Source organism: Streptomyces sp. NPDC044921 (genome assembly GCF_056432865.1).
The window spans coordinates 1-14426 of the sequence record NZ_JBWKIF010000008.1 but is presented as its reverse complement, the minus strand read 5'-3'; the positions used below and the strand labels follow the sequence as shown (position 1 = coordinate 14426).

At 72.7% G+C, this 14426-nt stretch carries 13 protein-coding genes; 9 read left to right on the top strand and 4 right to left on the bottom strand.

Translation table 11 applies throughout. The features are described 5' to 3' along the window. Window positions 1-78: 78 nt before the first annotated feature. Window positions 79-1851 carry an acetyl/propionyl/methylcrotonyl-CoA carboxylase subunit alpha gene (locus tag AC07DA_RS14415; protein WP_479127894.1) on the top strand — a complete coding sequence of 591 codons (1773 nt, stop codon included), beginning with the start codon at window positions 79-81 and terminating at the stop codon, window positions 1849-1851. Window positions 1852-2088: 237 nt separating this feature from the next. Here AC07DA_RS14415 and AC07DA_RS14410 read toward each other — a convergent pair whose 3' ends face one another. Continuing rightward, window positions 2089-3066, bottom strand: coding sequence for a DeoR/GlpR family DNA-binding transcription regulator (locus AC07DA_RS14410; RefSeq protein WP_479127892.1), 978 nt, complete (start codon window positions 3064-3066; stop codon window positions 2089-2091). 165 nt (window positions 3067-3231) lie between these two features. Beyond that, complete coding sequence (locus tag AC07DA_RS14405; RefSeq protein ID WP_479127890.1) at window positions 3232-4680, bottom strand: NAD(P)H-quinone dehydrogenase; 1449 nt, start codon at window positions 4678-4680, stop codon at window positions 3232-3234. An 84-nt stretch (window positions 4681-4764) separates the two neighbouring features. Here AC07DA_RS14405 and AC07DA_RS14400 point away from each other — a divergent pair, with 84 nt between their 5' ends. From AC07DA_RS14400 to AC07DA_RS14390, 3 genes are all read left to right on the top strand, one after another. Then, window positions 4765-5202, top strand: coding sequence for a gamma-glutamylcyclotransferase family protein (locus AC07DA_RS14400; protein ID WP_479127888.1), 438 nt, complete (start codon window positions 4765-4767; stop codon window positions 5200-5202). Window positions 5203-5297: 95 nt separating this feature from the next. After that, window positions 5298-6122 (top strand): purine-nucleoside phosphorylase, encoded by an 825-nt coding sequence (locus AC07DA_RS14395; protein WP_479127886.1) that lies wholly within the window; start codon window positions 5298-5300, stop codon window positions 6120-6122. Window positions 6123-6457: 335 nt separating this feature from the next. Continuing rightward, window positions 6458-8104 (top strand): phospho-sugar mutase, encoded by a 1647-nt coding sequence (locus AC07DA_RS14390; RefSeq protein WP_479127884.1) that lies wholly within the window; start codon window positions 6458-6460, stop codon window positions 8102-8104. Between the two features lie 418 nt (window positions 8105-8522). On the opposite strand, the gene AC07DA_RS14385 is transcribed toward AC07DA_RS14390, so the two are convergent. Further along, a complete protein-coding gene (locus AC07DA_RS14385) occupies window positions 8523-9239 on the bottom strand; it encodes a PH domain-containing protein (protein ID WP_479127882.1) in 717 nt (238 codons plus the stop codon). 101 nt (window positions 9240-9340) lie between these two features. Between AC07DA_RS14385 and deoC the strand changes: the two genes are divergently transcribed. Genes deoC through AC07DA_RS14370 form a run of 3 tightly spaced genes read left to right on the top strand, consistent with a single transcriptional unit; the run spans window position 9341 to window position 12657 of the window. Continuing rightward, complete coding sequence (deoC, locus tag AC07DA_RS14380; protein WP_479127880.1) at window positions 9341-10303, top strand: deoxyribose-phosphate aldolase; 963 nt, start codon at window positions 9341-9343, stop codon at window positions 10301-10303. Between the two features lie 5 nt (window positions 10304-10308). Continuing rightward, on the top strand, window positions 10309-11766 hold the full coding sequence (locus AC07DA_RS14375; RefSeq protein ID WP_479127878.1) for an aldehyde dehydrogenase family protein: 1458 nt from the start codon (window positions 10309-10311) through the stop codon (window positions 11764-11766). Continuing rightward, window positions 11767-12657 (top strand): aldehyde dehydrogenase family protein, encoded by an 891-nt coding sequence (locus AC07DA_RS14370; RefSeq protein ID WP_479127876.1) that lies wholly within the window; start codon window positions 11767-11769, stop codon window positions 12655-12657. A 68-nt stretch (window positions 12658-12725) separates the two neighbouring features. Here AC07DA_RS14370 and AC07DA_RS14365 read toward each other — a convergent pair whose 3' ends face one another. Next, window positions 12726-13133, bottom strand: coding sequence for a hypothetical protein (locus AC07DA_RS14365; RefSeq protein ID WP_479127874.1), 408 nt, complete (start codon window positions 13131-13133; stop codon window positions 12726-12728). Window positions 13134-13189: 56 nt separating this feature from the next. Between AC07DA_RS14365 and AC07DA_RS14360 the strand changes: the two genes are divergently transcribed. Further along, a complete protein-coding gene (locus tag AC07DA_RS14360) occupies window positions 13190-13894 on the top strand; it encodes a uridine kinase family protein (RefSeq protein ID WP_479127872.1) in 705 nt (234 codons plus the stop codon). A gap of 121 nt (window positions 13895-14015) precedes the next feature. Then, on the top strand, window positions 14016-14426 hold a 411-nt coding region (locus AC07DA_RS14355; protein WP_479127870.1), incomplete at its 3' end, for a helix-turn-helix domain-containing protein.

The following is a 14426-nucleotide window of genomic DNA, read 5'->3' as shown; positions in this document are numbered from 1 at the left end:
GCTCACCACTGGGGACGGGTCGAAGTGCCGTGTCGGCAGTCCCTAAACTCGGCTTGTTTCAAGGAGGGAGCCTCAATCGTGCGCAAGGTGCTCATCGCCAACCGTGGCGAAATCGCTGTCCGCGTGGCCCGGGCCTGCCGGGACGCCGGGATCGCGAGCGTGGCCGTCTACGCCGACCCGGACCGGGACGCTCTGCATGTCCGCGCCGCGGATGAGGCGTTCGCCCTGGGCGGTGACACCCCCGGGACCAGCTACCTCGACATCGAGAAGGTGCTGAAGGCCGCCCGGGAGTCCGGCGCGGACGCGATCCACCCCGGCTACGGGTTCCTCTCCGAGAACGCCGAGTTCGCGCAGGCGGTCCTGGACGCGGGCCTGATCTGGATCGGCCCGCCGCCGCAGGCCATCCGCGACCTCGGCGACAAGGTGGCCGCCCGGCACATCGCGCAGCGCGCGGGCGCCCCGCTGGTGGCCGGCACGCCCGACCCGGTGTCCGGCGCCGACGAGGTCGTCGCCTTCGCCGAGGAGCACGGCCTGCCCATCGCCATCAAGGCGGCGTTCGGCGGCGGCGGCCGCGGCCTGAAGGTCGCGCGCACGCTGGAGGAGGTCCCGGAGCTGTACGACTCCGCCGTCCGCGAGGCCGTGGCGGCCTTCGGCCGGGGCGAGTGCTTCGTCGAGCGCTACCTCGACAAGCCCCGGCACGTCGAGACCCAGTGCCTGGCCGACCAGCACGGCAACGTGGTGGTCGTCTCCACCCGTGACTGCTCCCTGCAGCGCCGCCACCAGAAGCTGGTCGAGGAGGCCCCCGCGCCGTTCCTCTCCGAGGAGCAGCTCGCCGAGCTGTACCGCGCGTCGAAGGCGATCCTGAAGGAGGCCGGCTACGTCGGCGCCGGCACGGTCGAGTTCCTCGTCGGCGTGGACGGCACGATCTCCTTCCTGGAGGTCAACACCCGTCTGCAGGTGGAGCACCCGGTCACTGAGGAGGTCGCCGGCATCGACCTCGTGCGCGAGATGTTCCGCATCGCCGACGGCGAGGAGCTCGGTTACGGCGACCCGGAGCTGCGGGGTCACTCGTTCGAGTTCCGTATCAACGGCGAGGACCCGGGCCGCAACTTCCTGCCCGCGCCCGGCACCGTCACCACGTTCGCCCCGCCGTCCGGCCCGGGTGTCCGGCTGGACGCGGGCGTGGAGTCCGGCTCGGTCATCGGCCCGGCGTGGGACTCCCTGCTGGCGAAGCTGATCGTCACGGGCCGCACCCGCAAGGAGGCCCTGCAGCGGGCCGCGCGTGCGCTGGAGGAGTTCCAGGTCGAGGGGATGGCCACGGCGATCCCGTTCCACCGCGCGGTGGTGAGGGACCCGGCGTTCGCGCCCGAGCTCACCGGCTCGTCGGACCCGTTCACGGTCCACACCCGCTGGATCGAGACGGAGTTCGTCAACGAGATCAAGCCGTTCACCGCGCCGGCCGACGCCGAGACGGACGAGGAGCCGGGCCGCGAGACGGTGGTCGTCGAGGTCGGCGGCAAGCGCCTGGAGGTCTCCCTGCCGTCCTCGCTGGGCATGTCCCTGGCCCGCACGGGCCTCGCGGCGGGCGCCAAGCCCAAGCGCCGCGCGGCGAAGAAGTCGGGCCCCGTCGCCTCCGGCGACACCCTCACCTCCCCGATGCAGGGCACGATCGTCAAGGTCGCGGTCGAGGAGGGCCAGGAGGTCAAGGAAGGCGACCTGGTCGTCGTCCTGGAGGCCATGAAGATGGAACAGCCCCTGAACGCGCACAAGTCCGGCACGATCAAGGGCCTGTCGGCGGACATCGGCGCGTCGGTGACGTCGGGCGCGGCGATCTGCGAGATCAAGGACTGACCGCTACCGCATCGCCTACGGCGCGGCCCCGGGTCGGGGCCGCGCCGCTCTGCTGCCTGCAACCGAGGGCCCGCATGCCGCTCAGGTGCTCCACCCAGCTGCGGGCAGTCGTGCCGCTGGGGCGGCACGGGTGGGCGCAGCGGCATCCCGCACCGCCGGGTTGCGCAACGCCCGGTCCCCCAGCAGCAACGCCGAGCACCTCGCAACCCGCAGCGACTCCACCCACCGCCGCGACACTCAACGACGCCGCAGGTCCGCCACCCGGGCCCGCTCGGTCCCCGGCCCCTGCTCCCCGAGCATCGAGGTGGACCGCAACCCGCCGCCCCCACTCCCCGGCACCTGCCGCCGGGGCCCGGGCAACGGCACGTCCCGGCGCTGCTGGCGCGCCGGGACGGCATCACCCCCGGGGCCGGCCGACCCCGCGGAACCCCCCTGCCCGCCGGCCACGGTGATCTGCACACCCTGGTCGGCCAGCGCCTGGAGCTCCGTGGCCGCACGGTCGTCGTGGGCGGGCGGCTCGTCCGTCACGAGGCGCGTGATGAGGTCCGTCGGCACGGTCTGGAACATCGTGTCCGTCCCGAGCTTGGTGTGGTCGGCGAGGACCACGACCTCCGCGGCGGCCTGCACCAGCGCCCGGTCCACGGACGCCGACAGCATGTTGGACGTGGACAGCCCGCGCTCGGCGGTCAGCCCGCTCCCGGAGAGGAAGGCCCGGGACACGCGCAGCCCGTGCAGGGACTGCTCGGCCCCGCTGCCCACCAGGGCGTAGTTCGAGCCGCGGAGCGTACCGCCGGTCATCACGACCTCGACCCGGTTGGCGTGGGCCAGCGCCTGCGCCACGAGCAGCGAGTTGGTGACGACGGTCAGGCCGGGCACCCGGGCGAGCCGGCGGGCCAGCTCCTGGGTCGTCGTACCCGCCCCGACCACGATCGCCTCCCCCTCTTCCACGAGATTCGCGGCGAGGTCGGCGATGGCGGTCTTCTCGGCGGTCGCGAGATGGGACTTCTGCGGAAAGCCGGACTCCCGCGTGAAACCGCCCGGCAGTACCGCACCGCCGTGCCGGCGGTCGAGGAGTCCTTCTGCCTCCAGCGCGCGCACGTCCCGCCGTACGGTCACTTCGGAGGTCTGGACGACGCGGGCGAGCTCACGGAGCGACACGGCCCCGTTCGCTCGCACCATTTCGAGGATCAATTGGCGACGTTCTGCAGCGAACACGAAACTGACAGTAACGCCAGCGACCGTCTGCTTTCAGCAGTTTGCGCTGAATAGCAGAAGATGTTCGCACGGAGCAGCGGGAAGTGGTATAGGGCCTAGTCGCCCCGCCTATGCCGCACGCATGAGCGAACACGCGCCGTGACCAGCGAGGAGCGGGTTCCGGCCTCAGCCGTCGCCGTTCATCTTCCGGGTGTGCAACTGCCGCGCCACCTCGGCGATCGAGCCGGACAGGGAGGGGTAGACGGTGAAGGCGTTCGCGATCTGTTCGACCGTCATATTGTTGTCGACCGCGATCGAGATGGGGTGGATCAGTTCCGAGGCGCGCGGCGCCACGACCACGCCACCGACCACGATGCCCGTGCCCGGCCGGCAGAAGATCTTGACGAAGCCGTCGCGGATGCCCTGCATCTTGGCGCGCGGATTGCGCAGCAGCGGCAGTTTCACCACCCGGGCGTCGATCTTCCCGGCGTCGACGTCGGCCTGGGTGTAACCGACGGTGGCGATCTCCGGGTCGGTGAAGACGTTCGACGAGACGGTCTTCAGGTTCAGCGGGGCCACCGCGTCCCCCAGGAAGTGGTACATGGCGATACGTCCCTGCATGGCGGCCACGGACGCGAGGGCGAAGACCCCGGTCACGTCACCGGCCGCGTACACACCGGGAGCGGTCGTGCGGGAGACCTTGTCGGTCCAGATGTGACCGGACTCGCGCAGCCGGACACCGGCCTCCTCCAGCCCCATGCCCGAGCTGTTCGGAACGGCACCGACTGCCATGAGGCAGTGCGACCCGGTGATGACCCGCCCGTCGGAGAGGGTCACCTCGACCCGGTCCCCGACCCGCTTGGCGGACTGCGCCCGGGTACGCCCCATGACGTTCATCCCGCGCCGCCGGAAGACCTCCTCCAGCACGGCGGCCGCGTCCGGGTCCTCACCCGGCAGCACCCGGTCCCGCGACGACACGAGCGTCACCTTCGAGCCCAGCGCCTGGTAGGCACCGGCGAACTCGGCGCCGGTCACACCCGACCCGACCACGATCAGCTCCTCCGGGAGCTCGTCGAGGTCGTAGACCTGGGTCCAGTTCAGGATCCGCTCACCGTCGGGCTGGGCGTCGGGCAGCTCGCGGGGATGCCCACCGGTGGCGATGAGCACCGCGTCCGCCGTGAGGGTCTCCTCACTCCCGTCGGCGGCGCGCACCACGACCTTGCGCGACCCGTCGAGCGCCTGCATGCCCTCCAGCCGCCCGCGCCCGCGCAGGACACGCGCCCCGGCGCGCGTCACCGAGGCGGCGATGTCGTGCGACTGGGCGAGCGCGAGCCGCTTCACCCGCCGGTTGACCTTGCCCAGGTCCACGCCCACCACCCGGGCTGCCTGCTCGATGTGCGGGGTGTCGTCGGCGACGATGATGCCCAGCTCCTCGTAGGAGGAGTCGAAGGTGGTCATCACCTCGGCCGTGGCGATCAGGGTCTTCGACGGCACGCAGTCGGTGAGCACCGACGCCCCGCCCAGACCGTCGCGGTCGACGACGGTCACCTCCGCACCGAGTTGTGCGGCCACCAGCGCCGCTTCGTATCCGCCGGGTCCGCCACCGATGATCACGATCCGAGTCACGTACTCCATTGTCCCGCACCCCCCGGCGCGGCACCGCCCCGGGGCGGCTCTGTTACGTCAGTGGCGCCGCACGGCCTGCCGTACCCTCTCCCCATGTCGCTCTACGCCGCGTACGCCGGCAACCTCGACGCGCGGCTGATGTCCCGCCGCGCCCCGCACTCGCCGCTGCGCGCCACCGGCTGGCTGAACGGATGGCGACTGACCTTCGGCGGCGAGCACATGGGCTGGGAGGGCGCCCTGCCGACGATCGTGGAGGACCCCCTCTGCCAGGTCTTCGTCGCCCTCTACGACATCGCGCCGATGGACGAGGAGTCGCTGGACCGCTGGGAGGGCGTGGGTCTCGACATCTACCGCCGCACGCGCGTACGGGTGCACACGCTCGACGGTGAGGAGCCCGCCTGGGCCTTCACCCTCAACGCCTACGAGGGCGGCCTGCCCTCCGCCCGCTACCTGGGCGAGATCGCCGACGCGGCGGAGTCGGCCGGCGCCCCCCACGACTACGTCATGGAGCTCCGCAAGCGCCCCTGCTGACGCGAGCGCCTCGTCGGAAACGACAAGACAACGATCGCCACCCCGTCAGCTCCACCATCTACGCGCGTAGGCAATCACCGGCTACCCTCGTCGGCGTGAACGCATCTCTTCTTCCGGACGACATCCAGGGCGACCCGCACGCGGCCGCCGACGCCGCCGCGGCCCGCCTGCGCGAACTCACGGGCGCCGAGACCCACGACGTCGCCCTCGTGATGGGCTCCGGCTGGGCTCCGGCCGTGGACGCCCTGGGCGCCCCCGAGGCCGAGTTCCGGGTCACCGAGCTGCCCGGCTTCCCGCCCCCGGCGGTCGAGGGGCACGGCGGCAAGATCCGCTCCTACCGGATCGGCGACAAGCGCGCCCTGGTCTTCCTCGGCCGCACGCACTACTACGAGGGCCGCGGGGTGGCCGCCGTCGCCCACGGCGTGCGCACCGCCGTCTCGGCCGGCTGCAAGACGGTCGTCCTCACCAACGGCTGCGGCGGCCTGCGCGAGGGCATGCGCCCGGGCCAGCCGGTCCTGATCAGCGACCACATCAACCTCACCGCCACCTCCCCCATCGTCGGCGCCAACTTCGTCGACCTCACCGACCTCTACTCCCCGCGCCTGCGCGCCCTGTGCAAGGAGGTCGACCCCACGCTGGAGGAGGGCGTCTACGCCCAGTTCCCCGGCCCGCACTACGAGACGCCGGCCGAGATCCGCATGGCCCGCGTCATCGGCGCGGACCTGGTGGGCATGTCGACGGTCCTGGAGGCCATCGCCGCACGCGAGGCGGGCGCGGAGGTCCTGGGCATCTCCCTGGTGACCAACCTGGCGGCGGGCATGACGGGCGAGCCCCTCAACCACGAGGAGGTCCTCCAGGCGGGCCGCGACAGCGCCACCCGGATGGGCTCCCTGCTGGCCCAGGTCCTGGGCCGCCTGTAAGGGCACCCGGCGGGCGCTGATCCCCAGCCGGCAGGGCCGGCGCCCGCGGCGGAAGCCGGGACGCGCCCGCACCCGCCGGACGACGGAAGGGGCCGTGTCGGGGGGTGTCCGCCCGCAGCGGTTGGCGCGTCAACGAGGAGTGAGTCGGCACGCAAGTCGATCGCGCCGTTCCGAGGACGGACACCCCCCGGCGCGGCCCCGACCCCCACCCGGCGTCACGCGCCACGCGCACCGCACCACCCCCGCACAGGCCGCCGCAGGCATCCGCACCCGCACCCGCACCCGCACCCGCACCCGCACCCGCACCCACGACAACCGGAGAGGCTGACCACACCGTGCACGACGAACTCATCGCACAGGCCCAGGCGTGGCTCACCGAGGACCCCGACCCGGACACCCGCACCGAGCTCGCCCGCCTCATCGACGCCCAGGACCACGCCGAACTCGCCGCCCGCTTCGGCGGCACCCTCCAGTTCGGCACCGCCGGCCTCCGCGGGGAACTCGGCGCCGGCCCCATGCGCATGAACCGCACGGTCGTCATCCGCGCCGCCGCCGGCCTCGCCGCGTACCTCAAGAAGCAGGGGACCCCGCACGGGGACGACACGGCCGGCCTCGTCGTGATCGGGTACGACGCCCGGTACAAGTCCCGCGACTTCGCCCTCGACACCGCCGCCGTCATGACCGGCGCCGGCCTCCGCGCGGCGATCCTCCCCCGCCCCCTGCCGACCCCGGTCCTCGCCTTCGCGATAAGGCACCTCGGCGCGGTCGCCGGCGTGGAGGTCACCGCCAGCCACAACCCGCCCCGCGACAACGGCTACAAGGTGTACCTCGGCGACGGCTCCCAGATCGTCCCCCCGGCGGACGTCGACATCGCCGCGGAGATCGCCGCCGTTGCGTCCCTCACCACGGTCCGCCGCCCCACCGAGGGCTGGGACACCCTCGACGACAGCGTCCTCGACGCCTACCTCGCCCGCACGGACGCGGTCCTCTCCGAGGGCTCACCGCGCACCGCCCGCACGGTGTACACGGCGATGCACGGCGTCGGCAAGGACGTCCTCCTGGCCGCCTTCGCCCGCGCCGGCTTCCCGGAGCCGGTCCTGGTCACCGAGCAGGCCGATCCCGACCCCGACTTCCCGACGGTCGCGTTCCCCAACCCGGAGGAGCCCGGCGCGATGGACCTGGCGTTCGCCAAGGCCCGGGAGACCTCCCCCGACCTGATCATCGCCAACGACCCGGACGCGGACCGCTGCGCCGTCGCCGTCCAGGACGGCACCGACTGGCGCATGCTCCGCGGCGACGAGGTGGGCGCGCTCCTCGCCGCCCACCTGGTCCGCCGCGGCGCGACCGGCACCTTCGCGGAGTCGATCGTCTCGTCGTCCCTGCTCGGCCGCATCGCCGAGAAGGCGGGCCTGCGCCACGTCGAGACCCTGACCGGCTTCAAGTGGATCGCCCGCGCGGAGGGCCTGCGCTACGGCTACGAGGAGGCCCTCGGCTACTGCGTGGACCCCGACGGCGTCCGCGACAAGGACGGCATCACGGCGGCGCTGCTCGTCACGGAGCTGGCGTCGCAGCTGAAGGAGGAGGGCCGCACCCTCCTCGACCTCCTGGACGACCTGGCGGTGGAGCACGGCCTGCACGCCACGGACCAGCTGTCGGTCCGCGTGGACGACGTCTCGCTGATCGCGGCGGCGATGACCCGCCTGCGCGAGCAGCCGCCGACCGAGCTCGCCGGCCTGCCCATCACCCGGACCGACGACCTGACGCGGGGCACGGACACCCTGCCGCCCACGGACGGGCTGCGCTACACGCTGGAGGGCGCCCGGGTCGTCGTCCGACCGAGCGGCACCGAGCCGAAGCTGAAGTGCTACCTGGAGGTCGTGGTCCCCGTCGCGTCGCACGCCGACCTGCCCGCGGCCCGCGCGAAGGCGACGGACGTACTGGCGTCGATCAAGCGCGACCTGTCGGCAGCGGCGGGCATCTGACGGGGACGCCCCAGCCGAGCGGCCCCGGCACCCACCGGGGCCGCGGGGAGCCCTCCCGGGCACGGCCCTACCACCCCGGCACCGTGGGCGCCCGGGCCGGACGTGAACCACCCGGGCACCAACCGAGCCCCCCGGCTCCCAGCACCCGCCACGGTGGGTCCGGGGTGGCCAGGTGTCTGTGCCGAGGGCGCCCCCTTGGACCGACACGACCCGAACCGCCGCCGTCACTCACCGGGACCCCGGCGGGCCGCACCGGCACCGACCTAAGCCCCGGCCGACCACCCCCGCCGACCAGGAGCAGGAGATCGGCGCACTCGGGCAACACCCCCCCCAGGACACCGGCCGACCACCCCGGCACCCACCGCAGCCCCGGCCGGCCACCCGCCCGCCCGGCGTGCCGCCTCGCCCCCGGCCGGCCTCAGCCCGCCAGCAGCAACACCAGCACCAGCACCGCCCCGGCGACCGCCGGCCCCATCACCTCGTAGGCCCACCGCACGGTCACCTCGCCCTGCGCCGACTCCGCCTCGCGCCGCGCCTCGTGGAGGCCGCGCAGCTCGTCGACGATCCGGTCGGTCTCGGCCCGGACGGGCCCGTCGGAGACGGGCCCGGTACCCAGACCGCCCCCGAGCCCCGAGCGCATCCCGAGCGCGCTGCCCCGGCCCTCGTCCCGCGCCCCGTCGCGGCCCATCGCCCGCCGCGCCTGCGCGGTGGCCCGCATCTCGCGCCGCGCGGCCTTCTTGCGGGCCCGCAGCGACACCGGCACGGCCCACAGCTGGTACTTCGCGCCGGAGTCGGTGAGGATCTCGTTCGAATAGGCGGACCGCAGGGACGCGACCTTCCCCCACGGCATCACGATCACGCGGAACGGGTTGCGGATCCGCAGCCGGTCGTCGCCCGCGTACACGGCGGGCCGCAGCGTGAAGGCGACGACCAGCGGCACGACGAGGAGCATCAGGGCGAGGGCCAGCCACGGCGTGCGCCCCTCGCCCGAGACGACGGCGTCGATCCCGAGCCATCCGACGACGGCGAGCAGCAGCACACCACCGGCGATGGCCGGTGCCGACCGGTACACCCGGTCCTGGGACTCGGGCTCCGAAGGCTGCGACGCTGGCGACTGGGACTCGGGGCTCGTCATGTCTCGATTCTGCCGGACCGCTTCCGCGCTCCGTCATCCGCCCGCGGACAGTCGGAGGGCTGTACAGCCGCTACGCGCGTAGATATGCTCGTCTGGTGACCATGCCCAGTTCTGCACTCACCGCAGCTCACCCCCTCAAGGACGTCACCGCGTCCGACAGCGCGCTGCGCCGCTTCCTCCACGGGCTCCCGGGCGTCGACGCGGTCGGACTCGAGGGGCGTGCGGCCTCCCTCGGCACCCGATCGATCAAGACGACCGCCAAGGCGTACGCGATCGACCTCGCCATCTCGATGGTCGACCTGACGACGCTGGAAGGCGCGGACACCCCGGGCAAGGTCCGGGCGCTCGGCGCGAAGGCGGTCCGGCCCGACCCGACCGACCGTACGACGCCCACGACGGCCGCGGTCTGCGTCTACCCCGACATGGTGGGCGTGGCCAAGGAGGCCGTCGCCGGTTCCGGCGTGAAGGTCGCCTCGGTGGCCACGGCGTTCCCGGCCGGCCGCGCCTCGCTCGACGTGAAGCTGACCGACGTCCGCGAGGCCGTCGCCGCCGGCGCCGACGAGATCGACATGGTCATCGACCGCGGGGCGTTCCTCGCGGGGCGATACTTGAAGGTGTACGACGAGATCACCGCCGTGAAGGAGGCCTGCGGCAGCTCGGCGCGCCTGAAGGTCATCTTCGAGACGGGCGAGCTCTCGACGTACGACAACATCCGCCGCGCGAGCTGGCTCGGCATGCTGGCCGGCGCGGACTTCATCAAGACCTCCACCGGAAAGGTCGCGGTCAACGCGACCCCGGCGAACACGCTGCTGATGCTGGAGGCGGTGCGCGACTTCCGCGCCCAGACCGGCATCCAGGTCGGCGTGAAGCCGGCCGGCGGCATCCGCACGTCCAAGGACGCCGTCAAGTTCCTCGTGCTGGTCAACGAGACGGCGGGCGAGGACTGGCTGGACAACCACTGGTTCCGCTTCGGCGCCTCCTCGCTGCTCAACGACCTGCTGATGCAGCGCCAGAAGCTGGCCACCGGCCGCTACTCCGGTCCCGACTACGTGACGGTGGACTGATCACCATGGCATCGGTATTCGCATACGCCCCCGCCCCCGAGTCCCGCTCGATCGTCGACATCGCGCCCTCCTACGGCCTGTTCATCGACGGCGAGTTCGTCGAGGCGGCCGACGGCAAGGTCTTCAAGACCGTCTCGCCGTCCTCCGAGGAGGTGCTCTCCGAGGTCGCGCAGGCCGGGTCCGAGGACGTCGACCGCGCGGTGAAGGCCGCGCGCCGGGCCTTCGGGACGTGGTCGGCGCTGCCGGGTTCGGAGCGCGCCAAGTACCTGTTCCGCATCGCGCGGATCATCCAGGAGCGTTCGCGCGAGCTGGCCGTCCTCGAAACCCTCGACAACGGCAAGCCGATCAAGGAGACGCGCGACGCGGACCTGCCCCTGGTCGCGGCGCACTTCTTCTACTACGCGGGCTGGGCCGACAAGCTCGACCACGCCGGCTTCGGCGCGAACCCGCGGCCGCTCGGTGTCGCCGGCCAGGTCATCCCCTGGAACTTCCCGCTGCTGATGCTGGCGTGGAAGATCGCCCCGGCGCTCGCGACGGGCAACACGGTCGTCCTGAAGCCGGCCGAGACCACCCCCCTCTCGGCCCTGTTCTTCGCGGACATCTGCCGCCAGGCGGGCCTGCCCAGGGGCGTCGTCAACATCCTCCCGGGCTACGGCGACGCGGGAGCGGCGCTGGTCGCCCACCCGGACGTGGACAAGGTGGCCTTCACCGGCTCCACCGCCGTCGGCAAGGAGATCGCGCGGACGGTCGCCGGCACCCGCAAGAAGCTCACCCTGGAGCTCGGCGGCAAGGGCGCGAACATCGTCTTCGACGACGCACCCGTCGACCAGGCCGTCGAGGGCATCGTCAACGGCATCTTCTTCAACCAGGGCCAGGTCTGCTGCGCGGGCAGCCGCCTGCTGGTGCAGGAGTCGATCCACGACGAGCTGCTCGACTCCCTCAAGCGCCGCCTGTCCACGCTGCGACTCGGCGACCCGCTGGACAAGAACACCGACATCGGGGCGATCAACTCCGAGGAGCAGCTCACCCGCATCACCTCGCTCGTCGAGCAGGGCGAGGCGGAGGGCGCCGAGCGCTGGTCCCCGGCCTGCGAACTGCCCGAGAGCGGCTACTGGTTCGCCCCGACGCTGTTCACGAACGTCACCCAGGCGCACACGGTCGCCCGGGACGAGATCTTCGGCCCGGTGCTGTCGGTGCTGACGTTCCGCACGCCGGACGAGGCGGTCGCCAAGGCCAACAACACGCCGTACGGCCTGTCCGCCGGCATCTGGACGGAGAAGGGCTCGCGCATCCTGGCGGTCGCGAACAAGCTCCGTGCGGGCGTCGTGTGGTCCAACACGTTCAACAAGTTCGACCCGACCTCGCCGTTCGGCGGTTACAAGGAGTCGGGCTTCGGCCGCGAGGGCGGCCGCCACGGCCTGGAGGCGTACCTCGCCCCGTCGAGCCCGGAAGGCGAGCGTTAAATGAGTGCAGTTGATCGGCTCAACGTCCTGAAGACCTACAAGCTGTACGTCGGCGGGAAGTTCCCGCGTTCCGAGAGCGGCCGGGTGTACGAGGTGACCGACGCAAAGGGCAACTGGCTGGCCAACGCGCCCCTGTCCTCCCGCAAGGACGCCCGGGACGCGGTCGTCGCGGCCCGCAAGGCGTTCGGCGGCTGGTCCGGGGCGACGGCGTACAACCGGGGCCAGGTGCTCTACCGCGTCGCCGAGATGCTGGAGGGCCGCCGGGACCAGTTCGTGCGCGAGGTGGCCGACGCGGAGGGCCTGGGGAAGTCCAAGGCCGCTGCGCTGGTGGACGCGACGATCGACCGGTGGGTCTGGTACGCGGGCTGGACCGACAAGATCGCCCAGGTGGTCGGCGGCGGGAACCCGGTCGCGGGCCCGTTCTTCAACCTGTCCTCCCCGGAGCCGACCGGCGTGGTCGCCGTCCTGGCGCCCCAGGAGTCGTCCTTCCTGGGCCTGGTGTCGGTGCTCGCCCCGGTGATCGCGACGGGCAACACGGCGGTCGTGGTGGCCAGCGAGAAGGCCCCGCTGCCCGCCCTGTCCCTGGCCGAGGTGCTCGCCACCTCGGACGTCCCCGGCGGCGTGGTCAACGTCCTGTCGGGCCGCACGGCCGAGATCGCCACCCCGCTCGCCGCGCACCAGGACGTCAACGCGATCGACCTCGCGGGCGCCGACGAGGCGCTGGCGATGGAGCTGGAGATCGCGGCGGCCGACAACCTCAAGCGCGTGCTGCGTCCACAGCCTGTGGATTACGCGCGGACGCCCGGCACCGACCGCATGACGGCGTTCCTGGAGACCAAGACGGTCTGGCACCCCACGGGTTCGCTGGGCGCGTCGGGTTCCTCCTACTAGGCACGCCCACAGCCGGAGCCCCGGCCCTCCTCCGTCCGGGAGGGCCGGGGCTTCTTCCACACGTGCGCCTACTGCCGCGGCAGCAGCCCGGCCGCCTGCCCCACCACGGGGATGCCCGCGACCGACCGCGCCTGCGCCACCGGCCCCGTCAGCGCCTGGGACGTCATCGGCTTGAAGTCGCCCAGCTGGGTGCCGACGCCGTTGTCGAGCGGGTCGACTCCCGTGCCGGCGAGCGGGTTGGGCTTGAGGCCCGCGACCGGGCCCGTGACGTAGCCGACCGTGCCGGTCGCGGCCTGCAGGCCGGACTGCGGGTCGATCCTGCCGAGGGAGGTGGGCCGCGTGCTGGCCACGCCGAGGAGGGACTCCGCGTCCGCCGCCGCCGTCGTGGTCCCCGCGCCCAGCGCCGCGCCCGCGGTCGCGAGGACGGCCAGGGCGCGCCGGGCGGTCGGCTTCTTGGGGGAGTCGTGTCGGGCCATCGCTGCCACCTTCTGATGCACTCGGTAACCGAAACAACGCGAAAGGTAGTTGGGGTGTGACGCGCGCTTCAAAGCCGACCCGCGGGGTCGTACGGCGCCCGACGGATGCCTCACACTGGTGTCCCGTGAGTTCCCCTGTGCCCATACCCGCGCGAGTCGTGCTGCTCTGCGGCCCCTCCGGCTCCGGCAAGTCCCTCCTCGCGGCCCGCTCCGGCCTCCCGGTGCTGCGGCTCGACGACTTCTACAAGGAGGGCGACGACCCGACATTGCCCCTGGTGGCGGGGAGCTCCGACATCGACTGGGACCACCCGGACTCCTGGGACGCGGACACGGCCGTCGCCGCGATCACCGAGCTGTGCCGCACGGGCCGTACGGACGTGCCCGTCTACGACATCGGGCTCAGCGCCCGCACCGGCGCCGAGACGGTCGACATCGGACGGACCCCGCTGTTCATCGCGGAGGGCATCTTCGCCGCCGAGATCGTCACGCGCTGCCGGGAGCTCGGCGTCCTCGCCGACGCGCTGTGCCTGAGCCGGGGCCCGGTGAAGACCTTCCGCCGCCGCTTCGTGCGGGATCTGAGGGAGGGCCGCAAGTCGGTGCCGTTCCTGCTGCGCCGCGGCTGGCGCCTGATGCGGCAGGAGCGCACGATCGTCGCCCGGCAGACCGCGCTGGGCGCGTACGCCTGCGACCGCGACGAGGCGATGGGCCGGCTGGCGGCCGCCGCGGCGGGCCCCTGCGCGGGGCTGGGCACGGCGGCCTAGATGTTCTGTCCGGGGAGGTTGTGGACGGGTGAGCCAGGTCTCGGCTGAGGGATCTTGAACGGGTGAGGGCCTTTCGGGTTCGGTGTGGATTGCGACGTCTGCACCGACCAGAAAGGCCCTCGTGGTCCACCGTAATGCACCCCTGACCGAGACCGGACGGCTGCGTCTGGCCCGCTGCGTGGTCGAGGACCGCTGGCCGTTGCGGCGGGCCGCAGAGCGCTTCCAGGTCTCACCCACCACGGCCCAGCGATGGGCCGACCGCTACCGTGCTCTGGGCGAAGCCGGGATGTCCGACCGTTCCTCCCGCCCTCATCACAGCCCGCGCCGGACACCGACCCGCACCGAACGCCGGATCATCAAGGTCAGGCTCCTGCGCCGCTGGGGACCGGCCCGCATCGCGCACCTGCTCGGCCTGGTGCCCTCCACCGTCCACCGGATCCTCGTCCGCTACCGACTGGCCCGCCTCACCCACCTGGACCGCACCACCGGCCGGGTCATACGCCGCTACGAACGCGACCGCCCGGGCGAGCTC

Bases quoted from the DNA above. Each gene is read 5' to 3' on its own strand.
- AC07DA_RS14405 (WP_479127890.1), bottom strand. From the start codon at position 4,680: ATGGAGTACGTGACTCGGATCGTGATCATCGGTGGCGGACCCGGCGGA.
- AC07DA_RS14400 (WP_479127888.1), top strand. From the start codon at position 4,765: ATGTCGCTCTACGCCGCGTACGCCGGCAACCTCGACGCGCGGCTGATG.
- AC07DA_RS14375 (WP_479127878.1), top strand. From the start codon at position 10,309: ATGGCATCGGTATTCGCATACGCCCCCGCCCCCGAGTCCCGCTCGATC.
- AC07DA_RS14370 (WP_479127876.1), top strand. From the start codon at position 11,767: ATGAGTGCAGTTGATCGGCTCAACGTCCTGAAGACCTACAAGCTGTAC.
- AC07DA_RS14365 (WP_479127874.1), bottom strand. From the start codon at position 13,133: ATGGCCCGACACGACTCCCCCAAGAAGCCGACCGCCCGGCGCGCCCTG.
- AC07DA_RS14385 (WP_479127882.1), bottom strand. From the start codon at position 9,239: ATGACGAGCCCCGAGTCCCAGTCGCCAGCGTCGCAGCCTTCGGAGCCC.
- deoC (WP_479127880.1), top strand. From the start codon at position 9,341: ATGCCCAGTTCTGCACTCACCGCAGCTCACCCCCTCAAGGACGTCACC.